The organism is Exiguobacterium sp. CH10 (assembly GCF_018617635.1).
Taxonomy (GTDB): domain Bacteria; phylum Bacillota; class Bacilli; order Exiguobacteriales; family Exiguobacteriaceae; genus Exiguobacterium; species Exiguobacterium aestuarii_A.
The window spans coordinates 1083964-1100014 of record NZ_JACSKO010000001.1; the positions used below are offsets into that span (position 1 = coordinate 1083964).

Annotated in this window: 19 protein-coding genes; 2 read left to right on the plus strand and 17 right to left on the minus strand. The window is 50.0% G+C overall.

Features of this window, described 5'->3' with window-relative positions; all coding sequences use genetic code 11:
• Window position 1 precedes the first annotated feature (1 nt).
• The 4 genes from KNP04_RS05395 to glyA all read right to left on the minus strand — a co-directional run bounded on the left by KNP04_RS05395 (window position 2) and on the right by glyA (window position 3295).
• Window positions 2-679, minus strand: coding sequence for a response regulator transcription factor (locus tag KNP04_RS05395; RefSeq protein WP_214744568.1), 678 nt, complete (start codon window positions 677-679; stop codon window positions 2-4).
• A gap of 65 nt (window positions 680-744) precedes the next feature.
• Window positions 745-993 carry a hypothetical protein gene (locus tag KNP04_RS05400; protein WP_214874937.1) on the minus strand — a complete coding sequence of 83 codons (249 nt, stop codon included), beginning with the start codon at window positions 991-993 and terminating at the stop codon, window positions 745-747.
• Between the two features lie 99 nt (window positions 994-1092).
• Complete coding sequence (locus KNP04_RS05405; protein ID WP_214874938.1) at window positions 1093-2037, minus strand: hypothetical protein; 945 nt, start codon at window positions 2035-2037, stop codon at window positions 1093-1095.
• 4 nt (window positions 2038-2041) lie between these two features.
• Window positions 2042-3295: a serine hydroxymethyltransferase gene (gene glyA, locus KNP04_RS05410; protein ID WP_074035858.1), complete on the minus strand. Its 1254-nt coding sequence runs from the start codon at window positions 3293-3295 to the stop codon at window positions 2042-2044.
• 128 nt (window positions 3296-3423) lie between these two features.
• Between glyA and KNP04_RS05415 the strand changes: the two genes are divergently transcribed.
• Window positions 3424-4209 (plus strand): alpha/beta hydrolase, encoded by a 786-nt coding sequence (locus KNP04_RS05415; RefSeq protein WP_214874939.1) that lies wholly within the window; start codon window positions 3424-3426, stop codon window positions 4207-4209.
• 49 nt (window positions 4210-4258) lie between these two features.
• Here KNP04_RS05415 and KNP04_RS05420 read toward each other — a convergent pair whose 3' ends face one another.
• The 10 genes from KNP04_RS05420 to rho form a co-directional block, all read right to left on the minus strand.
• Complete coding sequence (locus KNP04_RS05420) at window positions 4259-4801, minus strand: TIGR01440 family protein (protein ID WP_483297965.1); 543 nt, start codon at window positions 4799-4801, stop codon at window positions 4259-4261.
• Window positions 4798-5238 (minus strand): ribose 5-phosphate isomerase B, encoded by a 441-nt coding sequence (gene rpiB, locus KNP04_RS05425; protein WP_074035852.1) that lies wholly within the window; start codon window positions 5236-5238, stop codon window positions 4798-4800. The genes KNP04_RS05420 and rpiB overlap by 4 nt, the downstream gene beginning before the upstream one ends.
• A gap of 4 nt (window positions 5239-5242) precedes the next feature.
• Complete coding sequence (locus KNP04_RS05430) at window positions 5243-5743, minus strand: low molecular weight protein arginine phosphatase (protein WP_214694549.1); 501 nt, start codon at window positions 5741-5743, stop codon at window positions 5243-5245.
• A 21-nt stretch (window positions 5744-5764) separates the two neighbouring features.
• A complete protein-coding gene (locus tag KNP04_RS05435; RefSeq protein WP_214874941.1) occupies window positions 5765-6775 on the minus strand; it encodes an L-threonylcarbamoyladenylate synthase in 1011 nt (336 codons plus the stop codon).
• Window positions 6756-7616 (minus strand): peptide chain release factor N(5)-glutamine methyltransferase, encoded by an 861-nt coding sequence (gene prmC / locus KNP04_RS05440; RefSeq protein ID WP_483297966.1) that lies wholly within the window; start codon window positions 7614-7616, stop codon window positions 6756-6758. Before prmC ends, KNP04_RS05435 begins: the two co-directional genes overlap by 20 nt.
• On the minus strand, window positions 7613-8683 hold the full coding sequence (gene prfA, locus KNP04_RS05445; protein ID WP_074036532.1) for a peptide chain release factor 1: 1071 nt from the start codon (window positions 8681-8683) through the stop codon (window positions 7613-7615). Before prfA ends, prmC begins: the two co-directional genes overlap by 4 nt.
• Before the next feature lie 82 nt (window positions 8684-8765).
• Complete coding sequence (locus KNP04_RS05450) at window positions 8766-9377, minus strand: thymidine kinase (RefSeq protein WP_214744592.1); 612 nt, start codon at window positions 9375-9377, stop codon at window positions 8766-8768.
• Between the two features lie 106 nt (window positions 9378-9483).
• Window positions 9484-10707 carry a cation:proton antiporter gene (locus KNP04_RS05455; protein ID WP_214874942.1) on the minus strand — a complete coding sequence of 408 codons (1224 nt, stop codon included), beginning with the start codon at window positions 10705-10707 and terminating at the stop codon, window positions 9484-9486.
• Window positions 10708-10806: 99 nt separating this feature from the next.
• On the minus strand, window positions 10807-11049 hold the full coding sequence (locus KNP04_RS05460; protein ID WP_012727387.1) for a type B 50S ribosomal protein L31: 243 nt from the start codon (window positions 11047-11049) through the stop codon (window positions 10807-10809).
• A gap of 82 nt (window positions 11050-11131) precedes the next feature.
• Window positions 11132-12469, minus strand: a complete 1338-nt coding sequence (gene rho / locus KNP04_RS05465) for a transcription termination factor Rho (protein WP_214874943.1) — start codon at window positions 12467-12469, stop codon at window positions 11132-11134.
• 381 nt (window positions 12470-12850) lie between these two features.
• Between rho and KNP04_RS05470 the strand changes: the two genes are divergently transcribed.
• The gene (locus KNP04_RS05470) at window positions 12851-13816 is read left to right on the plus strand and encodes a C40 family peptidase (RefSeq protein ID WP_214874944.1); all 966 of its coding nucleotides are present in this window, start codon (window positions 12851-12853) and stop codon (window positions 13814-13816) included.
• Between the two features lie 40 nt (window positions 13817-13856).
• Here KNP04_RS05470 and KNP04_RS05475 read toward each other — a convergent pair whose 3' ends face one another.
• Genes KNP04_RS05475 through KNP04_RS05485 form a run of 3 tightly spaced genes read right to left on the minus strand, consistent with a single transcriptional unit; the run spans window position 13857 to window position 16045 of the window.
• Entirely contained in the window at window positions 13857-14342 is a 486-nt protein-coding gene (locus KNP04_RS05475; RefSeq protein ID WP_214874945.1) for a DUF421 domain-containing protein, read from the minus strand.
• 16 nt (window positions 14343-14358) lie between these two features.
• Window positions 14359-15129 carry an ABC transporter permease gene (locus KNP04_RS05480; RefSeq protein WP_214874946.1) on the minus strand — a complete coding sequence of 257 codons (771 nt, stop codon included), beginning with the start codon at window positions 15127-15129 and terminating at the stop codon, window positions 14359-14361.
• Window positions 15119-16045, minus strand: a complete 927-nt coding sequence (locus KNP04_RS05485) for an ATP-binding cassette domain-containing protein (RefSeq protein ID WP_214874947.1) — start codon at window positions 16043-16045, stop codon at window positions 15119-15121. Before KNP04_RS05485 ends, KNP04_RS05480 begins: the two co-directional genes overlap by 11 nt.
• Window positions 16046-16051 lie beyond the last annotated feature (6 nt).

Consider the following 16051-nt stretch of genomic DNA (forward strand, 5'->3'; position numbering starts at 1 on the left):
CTCACTCACCACGCTTCAACATATAACCGACACCGCGGACGGTTTGAATCCAAGAACCGGTCAGTTTCTTTCGGACATAACGGACATATACGTCCACGACGTTCGTGTCACCAAAGTAATCAAATCCCCACACATGTTCGACGAGTTGATCACGGGTCAAGACGCGCTCAGGATTCTCTAAAAAGAAGACCAATAAATCAAACTCACGTCGCGTCAAATCGATTTTATTTCCCTCGCAATACACTTCATGTCGATTCACATCGACCTTGAGTGTCTCATAGGTCAGGACATGCTCGGAATGATCCTGTCGAACGAGCTGGCGCATACGCAAAAACGCCCGGATTCGAGCGAGCACTTCTTCGATTTCAAACGGTTTCGTGATGTAGTCATCGGCACCTAGGTCGAGTCCACTCACTTTGTCATAGCGGTCTCCCCGAGCCGTCACCATGAGAACGGGCAACAGCGGTCGTTCTTCTTTTAATCGACGGACCACCTCGAGTCCGCTCATTTGAGGCAACATGATATCGAGTAAGACGAGGTCGATCTCGTCGGCGACAGCCCGCTCTAAACCACTACGCCCATCTGTCGCCACGACGACTTCATACCCTGCGTGCTTCAATTCTAGTTCCAGTAACCGTGCAATCTTCGAATCATCTTCTACGACCAGAATCGTCTGCATTCTGCTCACTCCTTTGAAAAAACGCCGAGCGGACCGCTCGACGTATTGGTATTCATTTCCCGAAATCAATCCTCAAAAAACAGATGGACGCCTTCCGGGATTGCTGATTCCACTTGTCGTTCGAGGCGGTCTTCCCATTGGTCCCACGTTTCATCCACTTGCTCGATTTGCTGCTCGATGCCCGTTGCCGCGACCGACAGTTGCGCGAGGCTTGATTGCCCCGGTGTCGTAAAGAACAAGAAACCGGCAAGTCCGATTCCCATCAGGCCGATTGCCAACAAACTAGTCCCAATTGTTTTAAGTAAACGTTTCATTCACGCATCCCTCCTACTCGCATCATACGAGGTGAAAACGAGAAATCGAGGTGGAGTTCATTAGAATTTCATGAGAAAAGGCGCTGCTTGCGCAACACCTCACTCGTCGAGCACGGATTTCGCAATCGGCGCCCAATACGTCCCTTTCATTTCTGACACGGTCGTCAACGTCTCTCGATAAGCGGGATCGTCCGCTTTTTTCTCGGCGATCCCTTTCATCCATAGGACATCTGCCTTATACCCAGACTCAGGATAGGAATCGAGATAAGAAGCGTAATCCGCGATTTTCGCTTTGCCTAACTTGTTGTCGACAAGGAGTCGATAAAATCCGACCGCCTGCTCTTGACCTGCTTTCGCTTTCCCATCAAGCAACTGTTCAGCTTGCTCGTACTGTTTGTCTTGTACGAGCGCTTCGACCTCCGCTAACGGCACGACATCAGTCGCTTGTTTCGGCTTCTCTTCCGCTGAATCACTTGATGCTTCTTCTTGACCTTGTAGCTGTTCATTTTCCTTCTCAAGTCGAGCGACTTCCGCTTCTAGTTCCTTCAAGCGCTCTGCCATCGCCTCTTCCTCGGTCACCGTCTCGACGACGACTTGATCGGTCTCGCTTGGCGGGACAATCGGAGGTTCGGCATCTGGCCAAAACACGAGCGCAGCGGCAGCAAGTCCCACGACGAGCGGGAGACCGAGCCATTTCTTGTCAAACTTGAACGCCTGTCGCCACTCGGCTAAATCTGAATGCTGGATGACGGCCGGAGAAAACGAACGAAAGCGGCGCTTGGCCGCTTTTTTCCCGTTCGCCTTCACTTCTAGCGCAAGACCTAGTCGATGGAACGCTGCGGGCACTTTCATCCCGAGGAGCGGTACGATTCGTTCGCTCGCTTCTTCGTAATAGCCATGGTCGAGGAGCGTCGTGATGACCCCGAATTCACTGGCTACAAGACGGAAAGATGGGTCGTGTTCCCCCTTACGAGCCAACCATTCCGTCATATCGAACAATGGGAGTTCGGATAGCTCTCGTTCTGCTAGTGTCCGGATTTCCATTGACTCAGCCTCGTTCTGGGTAAAGTGGGAACTTCGCAGTTAACGTACGCACGTCTTGAAGTGCTTCTGCGAGTACCGACTCATCTTCATGTTGTTTAAGCACACGACCGATCAGGCGTGCCACTTCTTGCATATCGTCCTCTTTGAAGCCACGCGTCGTCATTGCTGCCGTACCGAGACGGATTCCGCTCGTGACGAACGGTGATGCTGGGTCGAATGGGATTGTGTTTTTGTTGACCGTGATCCCTGCAGCGTCGAGCGCATGCTCCGCCGCTTTCCCTGTGATGTCGATTCCTTGAAGGTCGACGAGTAAGAGGTGGTTGTCCGTTCCGCCCGATACGATTCGGAGCCCCTCTTCTTCAAGACCAGCCGCAAGTGCCTGTGCATTGGCGATGACTTGACGTTGATACTCTTTGAATTCTGGTTGGAGTGCCTCTCCGAACGCGACCGCTTTCGCTGCGATAACGTGCATGAGGGGACCACCTTGGATTCCTGGGAAGATGGACTTATCGATTGCTTTCGCGAACTCTTCTTTACAAAGAATCATACCGCCACGTGGTCCACGAAGCGTCTTGTGCGTCGTCGTCGTGACGAAATCCGCATGCTCGACCGGGTTCGGGTGAAGACCTGCCGCCACGAGGCCAGCGATGTGTGCCATATCGACCATGAGGTACGCATCGACACTGTCCGCAATCTCACGGAACTTCGCGAAGTCGATTGTACGTGGGTAAGCCGATGCTCCCGCGACAATCAATTTCGGTTTATGTTCTTTCGCGAGCGCTGCGACGACGTCATAGTCGATGTGTTCTGTCTCTTTGTCTACACCGTATTCGACGAAGTTATACTGCACTCCCGAGAAGTTGACCGGGCTACCGTGCGTCAAGTGACCACCGTGTGACAGGTTCATCCCGAGCACCGTGTCTCCTGCTTCAAGCACTGTGAAATAAACTGCCATGTTTGCTTGTGCACCTGAGTGTGGTTGTACGTTCGCATGTTCTGCACCGAACAATGCTTTCGCACGGTCACGCGCCAAGTTTTCAGCGACGTCGACAAATTCACAGCCACCATAATAACGGCGCCCTGGATATCCTTCGGCATATTTGTTTGTCAATACGCCTCCTTGCGCTTCCATGACCGCTTCTGAAACAAAGTTTTCTGAAGCGATGAGTTCGATGTTGTCGCGTTGACGACCGAGCTCGTGTTGCATTGCCTCAAACAATTCTGCATCCTGCACTTTTAACTTCGTCGTGTTTACCATGTGAAGACCCCCTCTAAATGTCTAAAAATCAACACCCCCATCGTACCACACGCTTGTTTTTTTGGGTATCGCTATAATCTGACGAAAAGTTGGGTATCATTTAGAGAGAATCCAAAGGAGGTCACTTCATGATTGAGACAAAAAAAATCACAATTACACCGTTCGAACGCACCCGAACGGTTCGGGTCTTTACACCTGCCGACTATGAGACGTCGGAAAAACGGTATCCCGTTCTCTATATGCATGACGGGCAAAACTGTTTCGCCGATGAGGAGGCAAGCTATAACATGAGCTGGCGTGTCGGTGAATATTTAGACGCCTCGAAACGCGACTTAATAGTTGTCGCTCTCGATAGCGCACCTGGGGAAAAGCGACTAGATGAGTATGGACCGTGGGAAAATCCATACATCGGGGACAGCCTGCTCGGACGTGACATCGTCCTCGGCGGAGAAGGATCGGCCTACATCGAATATGTCGCCCAAGAATTGAAACCTAAAATCGATGCCGACTATCGGACTATTCCGGAAGAAACGGCGATGATGGGAAGCTCGATGGGTGGACTCATCTCGGTCTACGCAGCGTGTGTGTATCCTGAGATCTTTAAACGTGTCGCTTCTTTATCGTCTGCCTTCTGGTTCAATCAAACCGAGCTGGAGCAATTGATTGAGGCGAGTGACTTAAAAGGTGTCGAGCGTCTCTACTTAGACGTCGGTGCTAAAGAAGTCGAAGAACCGATGGAGAACGGACCGACGAACGAGATGTATCTGGAGTCGAGCGAACGGGTGTACAACCTGTTAAAAGACAAGGTTGAGCACATCCGTTTCGAAGTGATCGAAGAAGGCGTCCATAACGAACTTGCCTGGCGTGAACGTTTCCCGATGGTCGTGTCGTATTTATTCGGAGAAGAACTATAATCACAAAAAAGCATCGCATTCGGTCGAAAAACCTGAATGCGATGCTTTTTTATTTGTTTGGATAGTGAGCTCGTGGCCCACCAATCAGTTTTGGTCTCGTGATTGCGAACGTGACGTACGCTTCGCCGAGATGTTTCGACGATAGTCGGACCGGGATAGCCACTGGTTTCAAATGCATCCCAATCAACGTCGAACCGATATCGATTCCCGCATCCGCTTGAATCGATTCGACGACACATGGTTCCTCGAAGTTCGCATATGCCTTCTCCGACATCGCCCCACCCGCCGAACGAATAGGAACGACCGTCACCTCTGTGAGACCGAACTGCTTGAGCGTCCGTCGTTCCACGGTAAGGGCACGATTGATATGCTCGCACCCTTGGAACGCCAAATGGACACCTGTCTTCTCTCTAAACTCAAGGAAAGCTTCCATCAACTCTTCTGCGACGTCGATGGACCCTGCCTTCCCAATCGTCTTCCCAAGCACTTCACTCGTGGAGCATCCGATGACGAGAATACGCTCATCATTCAACGGGAACCGTTCGTGAAGCTCCGTTAATAATCCGAGAAGTTCCGTCTTCATCGGGCTCACTTCGATTCGTATGCGCTCATCTTGTCGACACGGTTTGAATGGCGACCGCCTTCAAAGTCCGTTTCGAGCCACGTCGCCACCAAGTCGACCGCAAGGCCAGGTCCGATGACACGCTCGCCCATCGTCATGATGTTCGAGTCGTTATGCTGACGTGTCGCTTTCGCACTGAATGAGTCGTGAACGAGTGCCGCACGAATCCCTTTGACTTTGTTCGCTGCGATTCCGATTCCGATTCCTGTACCGCAAATCAAAATCCCACGATCGAATTCGCCTGCCGCGACAGCTTCTGCGACCGGAATGGCTACGTCTGGGTAGTCAATCGAGTCGGCCGAGTGCGTGCCAAAGTCTTTATACTCATGTCCGAGTTCCTCAAGCAATGCTACGATGTCTCTCTTTAAGTTGAATCCGCCGTGATCGGCGCCAATTGCAATTTTCATTCGTTCATTCCCCCGTCTTCTTTGGTAGGCGTCTCGGTGGTTTCGTCACCTTTGACCCATCATTCGTTAATTTTAGCACAAGTCGATTCACGAGTGGCTCGAGTTCGTTTCGCACTTGACGATACACATTCATCGAACCGCCGAACGGGTCGTTGATGTCTCGCTCAAGCCCTGTCACGAATTCGTAGAGCGTGTACGTTCGCTCCGCCAAATCCGGGTATGTATCCCGAATTTGTTCACGATGCGCACGTGTCATCGTCAAGATGATGTCCGCCCAATTGCCTAACACCTCGTCGAACGTCTGGGTGACGTGATCGAGCTCAATCCCACGTTCTCTGAGAACTTGCAGTGCATTTTCAGAAGCATCGAATCCTTGCATTGTCCGTAGACCGGCTGAGCGAATATCAAACTCGTCCCCCGTCATTTTCGAACGGAGCAAGGCCATCGCCATCGGGCTTCGGCACGTGTTGCCACTACATATGAATAATACGCGTTTCATTGACATCGCGTGTCCTCCTCTATGTCTTTAGGCATCTTTCGTCGGGTGAACGACCTTCCCTCCCGCCGCTTTGTACAAGCGGTTGTAAACGGCTAAGGCGACCCCGACCGGTTCAATCTTGTTCACATAAATCTCATCGACGTCCGTTTCATCAAATCGACGAAGGGCATCGTATAAACGTTGCGCCGCCATTTCCATCGAAGTACCGAGGGAATAGGTGACATCAGCCATTGTCGGCTCTTCATCGAATACGAGTGCACCGATCCGCAATCCCGCTTGCTTCCGCTCCTCGATGACACGTTGCAAATCCTCACGTGTGCCATCGACTAAAAAGACGGGCGCCGTTGGGGCATAATGCGTGTATTTCATTCCCGGTGATCGTGGTGCGGCTTTGTCGTCACTCAAATTGGCATCTAGGGCGACCGGTCCGATGACAGCTTCGATTTCTTCTCGCGTCACGCCACCCGGTCGTAAAATCGTCACCGCGTCACCCGTACAATCGATGACGGTAGACTCGACGCCGATTCCAGTTGGACCTCCATCGACAATCCCCGCAATCCGCCCGACCAAATCATCAGCCACATGTTGAGCGGTCGTCGGAGATGGACGCCCGGAACGGTTCGCACTTGGTGCCGCAAGTCCTAAGCCTGACTCGCGAATCAACTCAAGTGCCGCCGAATGATTCGGCATCCGAAGTCCGATGGAATCCAGTCCTGCGGTCACGAGCGATGAGGCTCGGCCGTTTGAAGGCAAGATGATCGTCAAAGCGCCTGGCCAAAACGCATCCATCAAGCGCTTGGCAACGGGAGGAATCGTATCGACAAACAACTTCGTTTGTTCGATTGAAGCGATATGGACGATGAGTGGGTTATCCGACGGTCGGCCCTTCGCCTCAAAAATCTTGCGAATCGCCACATCATTCATGGCGTCCCCTGCGAGACCATAGACCGTTTCTGTCGGCATGGCGATGATTTCACCCGCTTGAAGAAGACGTACCCCCTCTTCAATCTCATTCGATTTAATCCATTTCGTTTCCATACGCAATCCCTTCCCTTACGGCATAGACGATACGGTCCTTGCCGTTTATATCTTTTAAAATACCCGTTTCTGCTTCAGGATAACGTTCAGACAGTAATGATTTCACATCTTGTCCTTGGTTATACCCGATTTCAAACGCAATCAATTGCCAATCGGCACGTAAGACGCGCACTGACTCTGAAATCAGTTGGCGATACATGTCGAGCCCATCCGCTCCGCCAAAAAGAGCGAGGTGTGGTTCATAACCAACAACCGTCTCATCTAATAGAACGTCAGCCTCGATATATGGTGGGTTCGAGACGAGAATTCGAATCGATTGATCGGCAATCGGGGCGAGCCCGTCTCCTTCAAAAAAGCGAACATTCGCACCGAGCGCTTCCGCATTCCGTTTCGCGACCGCAATCGCTTCCGGGGAAATATCGACCGTCTGTACCCGGACACCGAGTTCTAAACTGAGCGTGATCGCAATCGCTCCGCTCCCTGTTCCAATATCCACGATTTCATCGTCCGCTACGTGACGAATTTGTCCGAGAAGCCAGTCAATCAATTCTTCTGTTTCCGGTCTTGGGATCAAGACGTCCCGATTCACTTCGAACGAGCGACCATAAAACGGTGCCTGTCCGATCACGTGTTGCACGGGTTCTCCAGTCAATAGACGCTCGATTCCAGCTTCGAACCGTTCCGCTTCATCCATGGATAGTTCATCCGACAATCGAATGAGGAGACCCGTCCGGTCGACATCGAGCACATGCATGAGCCACCATTCGGCAGCCGCACGGTCGCGCCCGACCTCTTGAAGCCGTTCCTCTGTCTGCTTAAGTAGCGCGGCGACACGCATCATTCCGCATCCTCCATAAGACGCGCCTGTTCATCCATGATGAGGGCGTCAATGATGTCCTCGAGTTCACCCGCTAATACACGATCTAACTTCTGGAGCGTCAATCCGATACGGTGATCGGTGACACGACTTTGTGGAAAGTTATACGTGCGAATCCGTTCAGAGCGGTCCCCTGTCCCGACAGCGGATTTCCGTTGTGCCGATAGCTCTTCCATATGCTCGCTTTGCATCTTGTCATACAGGCGTGCCCGAAGTACCTTCATCGCTTTGTCTTTGTTTTTATGTTGCGACTTCTCATCCTGACATGAGACGACGAGACCGGACGGGATGTGTGTCAAACGGACGGCGGACTGCGTCGTGTTGACGGACTGTCCTCCTGGACCTGACGAAGTGAACGTATCGACACGTACATCTTTCATATCAATGTGCACCTCGACATCTTCCGCTTCAGGCAAGACGGCAACCGTCGCCGTAGACGTATGGATTCGTCCACCCGACTCCGTCGACGGGACGCGTTGTACACGATGCGCTCCGTTCTCAAACTTGAGTTTCGAGTAGGCACCTGCCCCGTTAATCATGAACGTGACTTCTTTGAACCCACCGAGCTCGGTATAGTTCGCGTCAATCAGTTCAACTTTCCAGTTTTGACGCTCGGCGAATCGCGTGTACATCTTATAGAGGTCACCTGCAAAAAGGGCTGCCTCGTCTCCTCCTGCCGCACCCCGGACTTCGACGATGACGTTCTTATCATCGTTCGGGTCTTTCGGAAGCAACAAAATCCGCAACTTCGCTTCAAGCTCTTTCACTTCCGGCTCCAAGAGGTTCATCTCTTCTTTAGCAAGCTCGCGCATGTCGGCGTCGAGCGTCCGGTCTTCGAGCATCGCCTTCGCTTCTTTGAACGCCTCGCTCTTCTCTTTATATTGACGATACATCTGTACCGTCTCTTCTAACTGCGCCTGTTCTTTCGAATATTGTCTCAACTTCGTCGAGTCGCTGAGCACTTCTGGATCGGCGAGCATTTCATTCAATTGCATATAACGATCTTCTAATACACTTAAACGGTCAAACATGATGATCCGTCCTTTCTCCGTCAAATCAAACTCTATCTATTATAGCAAAAAAACGGACCGCCGAGGGCGGTCCGTCGATTCATCAGTCTGCCACCGTATGGCGGACCGGATGTGGTTTATTCGGTACGTCATGACAATGACGGCATCGCGGTTCGTACGACTCCGAAGCGCCGACCAAGATGACCGGATCTTCATAACGAGCCGGCTGTCCGTCAATCAAACGTTGCGTCCGGGAAGCCGGTGCACCACATGACAAACAGATCGCCTGCAGTTTCGTCACAAACTCCGCACGCGACAACAGTTCTGGCATCATCGTGAACGGTTCACCTCGGAAGTCCATATCGAGCCCGGCACAGATGACGCGTTTGTCCTCGTTCGCGAGCTGTTCGATGACATCGACGATGCCTTCGTCAAAGAATTGTACCTCATCAATCGCGATGACTTGCGTTTCTTCGCGCACGGCATCGTATAAGTCTTGGCTCGACGCGACGGGTACCGCCACGACCGAGTTGCCAGTATGTGAGACGACGTTCTCTTCATGATACCGGTCGTCGATTGCTGGTTTGAACACTTGGACCGGAATCTTTCCATAGTGAGCGCGGCGGACACGGCGAATCAATTCCTCCGACTTCCCTGAAAACATACTCCCACAAATCACTTCAATCCAACCATATCGGTTCGTCACATGCATCATTGTTCTTCGCCCTCTCCATCGATAATCGCTTTCCGATTATACCTATCTTTCGAGTTGAGGAAAAGGGTTGACTTCTTCCAAATTTTCTTAGAAGTGACTCCGTCCTTTACTCGTCGGCTTTCGCTTCTTTTTGTACATCAATTAATTTCAATTTACGTGCAAGAGGTCGGATTGTGAGACCATGTAATGTCACGGAAATGAAGACGAGACCGAGTGTGAGCGGCAACATTTGTTTCGCATCGTCAATCCCGAGATGTGCGACTTCTTCAGCAAAAAATCCAGCGACCGTCATCGCGACGATTCCACGCGGCGCAATCCATCCGATGAATCCTCGTTCTGCAAGTGGCAAACTTCCACCGATGGTCGACAAGTAAATCGCCACTGGACGGACCAAGAACAGAATACCTGCAATCGTCAAGAGAAGCGGCCATTGGAAAATATTCAGAAGCTCTTCCCGTGAAAGCGACGCCGTCAATAAAATGAAGACAGATGAGATCAGCAAGATTGAAATATCTTCTTTAAACGATTGTAGTTCTTCGATAATCTCTTCATCACGATGTTTCGTGTTGGCCATCGTCATCCCCATCGCGGTCACCGCAAGCAGTCCGACTTCGTGCATCATGAGCTCACTGAGTGAGAACAAGATGAGCACGGCCGTCAATGTAACCGAAGCACGTAGATAACGAGGTACTTTTTCTGCGACAAACCATCCCATGAGGAGATGTCCGAACAAATACCCGAGTCCAATCCCGACAATACAAGCACCTGCAAACAAGAGCTGCATCCATAAATCCATTCCTTCATATACAATATAGCCGAGTCGGACGACGAATAGACCGAGTAGTGCACCAACCGGATCAACAATAATCCCTTCCCACTTTAAAATCGCTCCGACGCGATCTTTCAAGTGCGCCTGTCGCAATAACGGGATGACGACAGTCGGACCCGTCACGACGAAGAGCGCTCCCATCGTCCACGCGACGACCCAATGTAGTCCTCCGACGTGCTGGATGAGTAACGACATTCCAACGAACGACAGCGCGACTCCGACCGTGACGATGCGGACGATTGACCGACGGAACTGATTAATCTCGCTGAAGTGAAGACCGAGACTTCCTTCAAATAAGATGATAGCGACCGCAAACGAAATGATGGGACTATATAAATCACCTAGCAATTCTCGTGGATCAAATAGCCCAAAAATCGGACCCGCTAATACTCCAGCAAGCGTCATAATGATGATTGCCGGAATTTGATAACGCCATGCCAACCATTGGGACATGATGCCGACTCCGATCAATAAGCTAATACTAATGAGTATAAATTCCATAACGGCCCCCTAACGACAGTCTTTCGTCTTTTTACCCGCAATATTGTATCAAAAAACCGCCAAGGGCGATCCCAAGGCGGTGAGCATACAACTTTACGATTAACGTTGGTATTTCTTGTTGAAGCGCTCGATACGACCATCTGCAGATGCGAATTTCTGGCGACCTGTGTAGAACGGGTGCGAATCAGAAGATACATCGACACGGATGAGTGGGTACTCGTTTCCATCTTCCATCGTGATTGTCTCGTTAGAGTAACGAGTTGAACCAGTGATGAATTTGAATTCAGTCGTCGAGTCCATGAATACGACTTTACGGTATTCTGGGTGGATTCCTTGTTTCATTGCTTTTCAACTCCTTCGGCCCTAAGTATTCTTTCAACCTAGAGAAAGTTCACTAGAATATAATATCACCCTACTATAGGATTTACAAGTCTGTTTTCGTTTTTTTCACCGGTCGTCTTTTTTTCTTATCCGCCTCTAGCGCAGCGAAAAAGTCGAGGTTCGTTTTCGTCTCGCGGACACGGCGTAAGAAGTGTTCGACGAAGTCTGGAGACTCGTTCATCGTGCGGCGAATCGTCCATAGCGAGTCGAGTTCGTCCTTGCCGAGTAACAACTCTTCTTTCCGCGTCCCCGAACGACGAATATCGATTGCCGGGAAGATACGGCGTTCCGCCAATTTCCGATCCAGGTGGAGTTCCATATTCCCCGTTCCTTTGAATTCCTCATAGATGACGTCATCCATTCGTGAACCGGTATCGACGAGTGCGGTCGCAAGAATCGTCAAGCTACCTCCGTCTTCGATATTTCGGGCTGCCCCGAAGAATTTTTTCGGTTTGTGGAACGCTGCCGGGTCAATCCCTCCAGAGAGCGTCCGTCCGCTCGGCGGAACGGATAGGTTATACGCACGCGTCAATCGTGTGATGGAATCAAGTAAGATGACCACGTCTTTCTTATGTTCCACGAGACGCATCGCCCGTTCGAGGACGAGTTCTGAAATGCGCGCATGGTTTTCCGGTGTCTCATCAAACGTCGAGAAGGCCACGTCCGCATCCGGTACAGAACGTTGGATGTCGGTCACTTCCTCTGGTCGCTCATCGATTAATAGAATGATCAATTCGACGTTCGGATGATTCGTCGTGATCGAGTTCGCAATCTCTTTTAAGAGCGAAGTTTTCCCCGCTTTCGGTGGCGCGACAACCAATCCACGTTGTCCGAATCCGACAGGGGCAATCATATCCATGACACGTACAGAAAGATGTTTCGGCTCTGTCTCAAGCACCATCTGTTGTTCCGGATAGATCGGCGTAAGTGCCGGGAAGTAATCGCGTGACCGCATCGAGTCCGTCGACTCCCCGTTGACCGCTTCTACACTCAACAACCCTTGGAATCGTTCGTTCTCTTTCGGTTTGCGGACTTTCCCCGTCACGAGGTCCCCATTTCGGAGGTTGAAACGACGAATTTGTGAAGCAGCGATGTAAATGTCTTCTGAAGATTGAGAGTAATTGATTGGTCGGAGGAAGCCAAATCCGCCGTCATTTTGCGACTGAGGATTCGGTGGAATGATTTCTAGAATACCTTCGAGGAAGTATAAATCTTTTGATTCGGCCTGAGATTTCAAAATCCGGAACATGAGCTCACGTTTCCGTGCTTCTCGGAAGTTTGGAACTTTGACTTCTTTGGCGATCTCATATAATTCTTTTAACGTCTTCGTCTCGAGTTCACGAAGCGTGTAATTTTTTGTCGGTTCTGTCTGTTGACTCATTCAAGTCACCTATCTTTCTACATTTCATTACAAGAAGTATTCAACTTGATTATTTTTGTTCTGTCATCATCTAATCACATTTTCTCCGTGTCGTCACCGTGCAAAAATCACCTTTTGCTCATGCGTTTCCCTCTTGTACAAAACCTTACACAGTAAAAGATGATTTTGTAACAAAATAAGTGCTATATCCACATATTGTTTCATTTCTGTTACAAGAAAACGCTTTTTTGACTTGTGATTGAAAAATGCCATCGGTCTTGCGCATGATATAGTTTATTTGCACAGGAAACCGGGTAATACTCGCAACTTGTGCTCGACTATAAAATACTCGACTTTGTCATATAATAACGATTTGATTTTAAAAACGGAGGGAATTACACAATGTTAAAGCGTATTGCATCTATCGTCGTCGCTGCTACTGTTGCTTTCTCGGGTCTCATGTTCTCAACTGGTGAACAAGCAGAAGCCGCTACCGGCACTTTCGCTTACTCGAAAGTCAACGGCTTGAACATCCGCACTGCCCCGTCACTTACGTCATCGAAAGTTGTCGCGAAGATGGATAAAGGTCAACGCTATACATACCTTGGTAAATTCGGTTCGTTTTATAAGATCAACTACAAAGGTACACACCGTTACATCTCAGCTTCTTCAACGTACACGTACTTGAAGCCGAGAACATCAACTTCAACAACGACGACAGTTTCGAAGTCATCAACCACTACGTCATCGGTTGCTACCGGCACTTTCGCTTACTCGAAAGTCAACGGCTTGAACATCCGCACTGCCCCGTCGCTTACGTCATCAAAAGTTGTCGCGAAGATGGATAAAGGTCAACGCTATACATACCTTGGTAAATCCGGTTCGTTCTATAAAATCAACTACAAAGGTACACACCGTTACATTTCAGCATCTTCAACGTACACGTACTTGAAACCGAGAACATCAACTTCAACAACAACGGCAGTTTCAACGTCATCATCAAGCAAACGTGCGAAACTTGTTGCTGAGTCGAAAAAGTACCTCGGTACACCTTACCGTTATGGTGGAACAACGACTGCTGGATTTGACTGCTCAGGCTACACTGGACATGTTTACAAAAAAGCAATCGGCAAAACACTCCCACGTTCTTCACGCCAGCAATACTCAAGCGCGAAAAAAATCTCGAAGTCATCGATTCAAGCTGGTGACCTCGTCTTCTTCTCACACTCAGGTGGGACGATCCAACACGTTGGGATGGCACTTAGCAAAACACAAATGATCAACTCAGAAACAGGCGGCGTGAAATACGCGAGCTTCACTTCTGGATACTGGGCACCACGTTACGTTGGCGCTGGATCATACCTCTAATACAACATCACGACTCGGTTCATGGGAACCGAGTCGTTTTTTATTTGTTTACATGTTCCATTACATCTTGAGAATCCTTTAGTACCGAGAACGTTCCATCCGTCTCTAAGACAACCGCTTCGACTTGTTCTAGAGGAGTTCCACTCGCACGAATCGCTTGAATGACTTCCATTTCTAATATTCGTTCTTTCCGTAAATATTCTTGTAAATAATCCCCTCTATAAAACAGTAACGTCGGTTCCGATTTAATCATTCGATTTACCATTGAAAATCGCTTGGACAATTTCGCCAACATATACTGTAAGATGACTAGCGTTCCAAATGCCGTTAACCCTGCAAGCAATGTTGTTTGTTGACTCGTTAACGTAGTCGCTAATATAGAACCCATCGCCACCGTCACGATAAAGTCGAATGCATTCATTTTAGCTAACGTTCGTTTACCAGAAATACGCAACATCAAAATGATTGATATATACGCACCAACCCCTGTCAAAACAATCCGAATCATCGTCGAAAGTTCTTGCATCCAACTCCCCCCTTATTTATTTTTGTTTCAATGCTCCTCTCGCATTCGTCGCCGCAAAGACAATCATGAGTACACTCATCGCACCAGCGACCGCGAGCCCTGCCGATAGAGCACCCCAGTCAATCTCTGGTTGGGTCAAAACGGCCCGCATCCCTTCAAAAATATACGTGGTCGGATTGAATGTCGCCGCCACTTTCAGCCACTCCGCCTCAATCAATTCTTTCGGAACAAACGTCGTCGATAAGAAAATGAGAGGGAAGAACAAAAGCGTACCCGCCTGCGCTGCTTGCGCATTCCGCGTCTTTAGCGCGACGCCTACGGAATAGCCCGCAAATCCAAGACCGAACCCGATGGCGAGTAATACCGTAAAGAAAAAGCCGACCGCGCCAACAGGGATTGTGAGACCAAGGAGAAATGCGACCGCGAAGATAAGTAGCGTTTGAACAAGTAGCTGCAACATCCCCGCAATCATTGGTCCGAGCACAATTGCGGTCCGAGTCGCCGGAGTCAGCAATAACCTCGCAAAATACCCACTCTCGATGTCACGAACAAGCGCCTGTCCGGTCCCCCCTGCCCCACCGACCGCACCCGAGACGATTGATACCGGTAAGATGAAGTTCAAGTAGTCGCTTCCTTCGAATTGAGGAAGGGACGCCACGCTCGATAGTCCGCTCGTATACACGAGTAAAAAGAATACAGAGATGATCAAGTTCGGAATAAAGGAAAACGGATTTCGGATTGTCGTGACCAAACTCCGTTTCGTGAATAACCACGTCTCAGTCCACACGAAGCTCGCCCCATTCATAAGATTCGCCCGTCACTTGTAAGAACACGTCATCAAGCGACGGTTGTTTCACCGTCAAACGCTCAGGTTGTAGTCCTTGTTCGTCTAACGCCCGCACGATTTCGGTCAGTGTCACATCACGTAGTTCGAACGATACATGGTTCCCGTTCGCCGTCGTCTGAAAGTGTGTCGCGGCAGTCGTCGCGTCTGATTCGTTTGAAAAGTCCATCGCAATCGTCTCACCGCCGACAAGTTGTTTCAGCTCTTCCGCCGTTCCTTCACTGACAATCTTCCCGTGATGGATGATGGCAATTCGGTCAGCTAGTTCATCTGCTTCTTCTAAGTACTGGGTCGTCAAAAAAATCGTCGTCCCAAACTCTTGATTCAGTCGCCGTACTTCGTTCCATATCTCAATCCGACTCGCCGGGTCGAGACCCGTCGTCGGCTCATCTAAAAACAACACGGTCGGGCGATGAACGAGCGTAAGTGCCAAGTCGAGACGTCGCCGCATCCCACCTGAATACGTGCCACTCCGTCGATCTGCGGCATCTGTCAGGGAGACGACTGCTAATAACTCATCCGCACGACGGTGCGCCTCCTCGTTTGACATCTTAAACAATCGCCCTTGTAAAACGAGCAGTTCACGCCCCGTCAGCACTTTATCAATCCCGGTTTCTTGTAGGGCAACCCCAATGGACAGACGGACGTCTTTTTCTTGTTTCACGACATCAAATCCGTTGACTCGTGCCACTCCGGACGTTGGACGCACGAGCGTCGTCAACATTTGTACTGTCGTCGATTTACCGGCACCGTTCGGTCCTAAAAACGCAAAAATTTCCCCTTCATTCACGGAGAAGGAAACATCGTTCACCGCCGGAACATCTTTAAATGTCTTCACGAGTCCTTCCACTTCGATCATCACACC

Bases quoted from the DNA above. Each gene is read 5' to 3' on its own strand.
- KNP04_RS05415 (WP_214874939.1), top strand. From the start codon at position 3,424: ATGATTGAGACAAAAAAAATCACAATTACACCGTTCGAACGCACCCGA.
- KNP04_RS05395 (WP_214744568.1), bottom strand. From the start codon at position 679: ATGCAGACGATTCTGGTCGTAGAAGATGATTCGAAGATTGCACGGTTA.
- prmC (WP_483297966.1), bottom strand. From the start codon at position 7,616: ATGATGCGTGTCGCCGCGCTACTTAAGCAGACAGAGGAACGGCTTCAA.
- rho (WP_214874943.1), bottom strand. From the start codon at position 12,469: ATGAGTCAACAGACAGAACCGACAAAAAATTACACGCTTCGTGAACTC.
- KNP04_RS05470 (WP_214874944.1), top strand. From the start codon at position 12,851: ATGTTAAAGCGTATTGCATCTATCGTCGTCGCTGCTACTGTTGCTTTC.
- KNP04_RS05460 (WP_012727387.1), bottom strand. From the start codon at position 11,049: ATGAAACAAGGAATCCACCCAGAATACCGTAAAGTCGTATTCATGGAC.
- KNP04_RS05430 (WP_214694549.1), bottom strand. From the start codon at position 5,743: ATGTCAATGAAACGCGTATTATTCATATGTAGTGGCAACACGTGCCGA.
- KNP04_RS05485 (WP_214874947.1), bottom strand. From the start codon at position 16,045: ATGATCGAAGTGGAAGGACTCGTGAAGACATTTAAAGATGTTCCGGCG.
- KNP04_RS05475 (WP_214874945.1), bottom strand. From the start codon at position 14,342: ATGCAAGAACTTTCGACGATGATTCGGATTGTTTTGACAGGGGTTGGT.
- rpiB (WP_074035852.1), bottom strand. From the start codon at position 5,238: ATGAAAATTGCAATTGGCGCCGATCACGGCGGATTCAACTTAAAGAGA.
- KNP04_RS05455 (WP_214874942.1), bottom strand. From the start codon at position 10,707: ATGGAATTTATACTCATTAGTATTAGCTTATTGATCGGAGTCGGCATC.
- KNP04_RS05450 (WP_214744592.1), bottom strand. From the start codon at position 9,377: ATGATGCATGTGACGAACCGATATGGTTGGATTGAAGTGATTTGTGGG.
- KNP04_RS05405 (WP_214874938.1), bottom strand. From the start codon at position 2,037: ATGGAAATCCGGACACTAGCAGAACGAGAGCTATCCGAACTCCCATTG.
- prfA (WP_074036532.1), bottom strand. From the start codon at position 8,683: ATGTTTGACCGTTTAAGTGTATTAGAAGATCGTTATATGCAATTGAAT.
- KNP04_RS05400 (WP_214874937.1), bottom strand. From the start codon at position 993: ATGAAACGTTTACTTAAAACAATTGGGACTAGTTTGTTGGCAATCGGC.
- glyA (WP_074035858.1), bottom strand. From the start codon at position 3,295: ATGGTAAACACGACGAAGTTAAAAGTGCAGGATGCAGAATTGTTTGAG.
- KNP04_RS05435 (WP_214874941.1), bottom strand. From the start codon at position 6,775: ATGGAAACGAAATGGATTAAATCGAATGAGATTGAAGAGGGGGTACGT.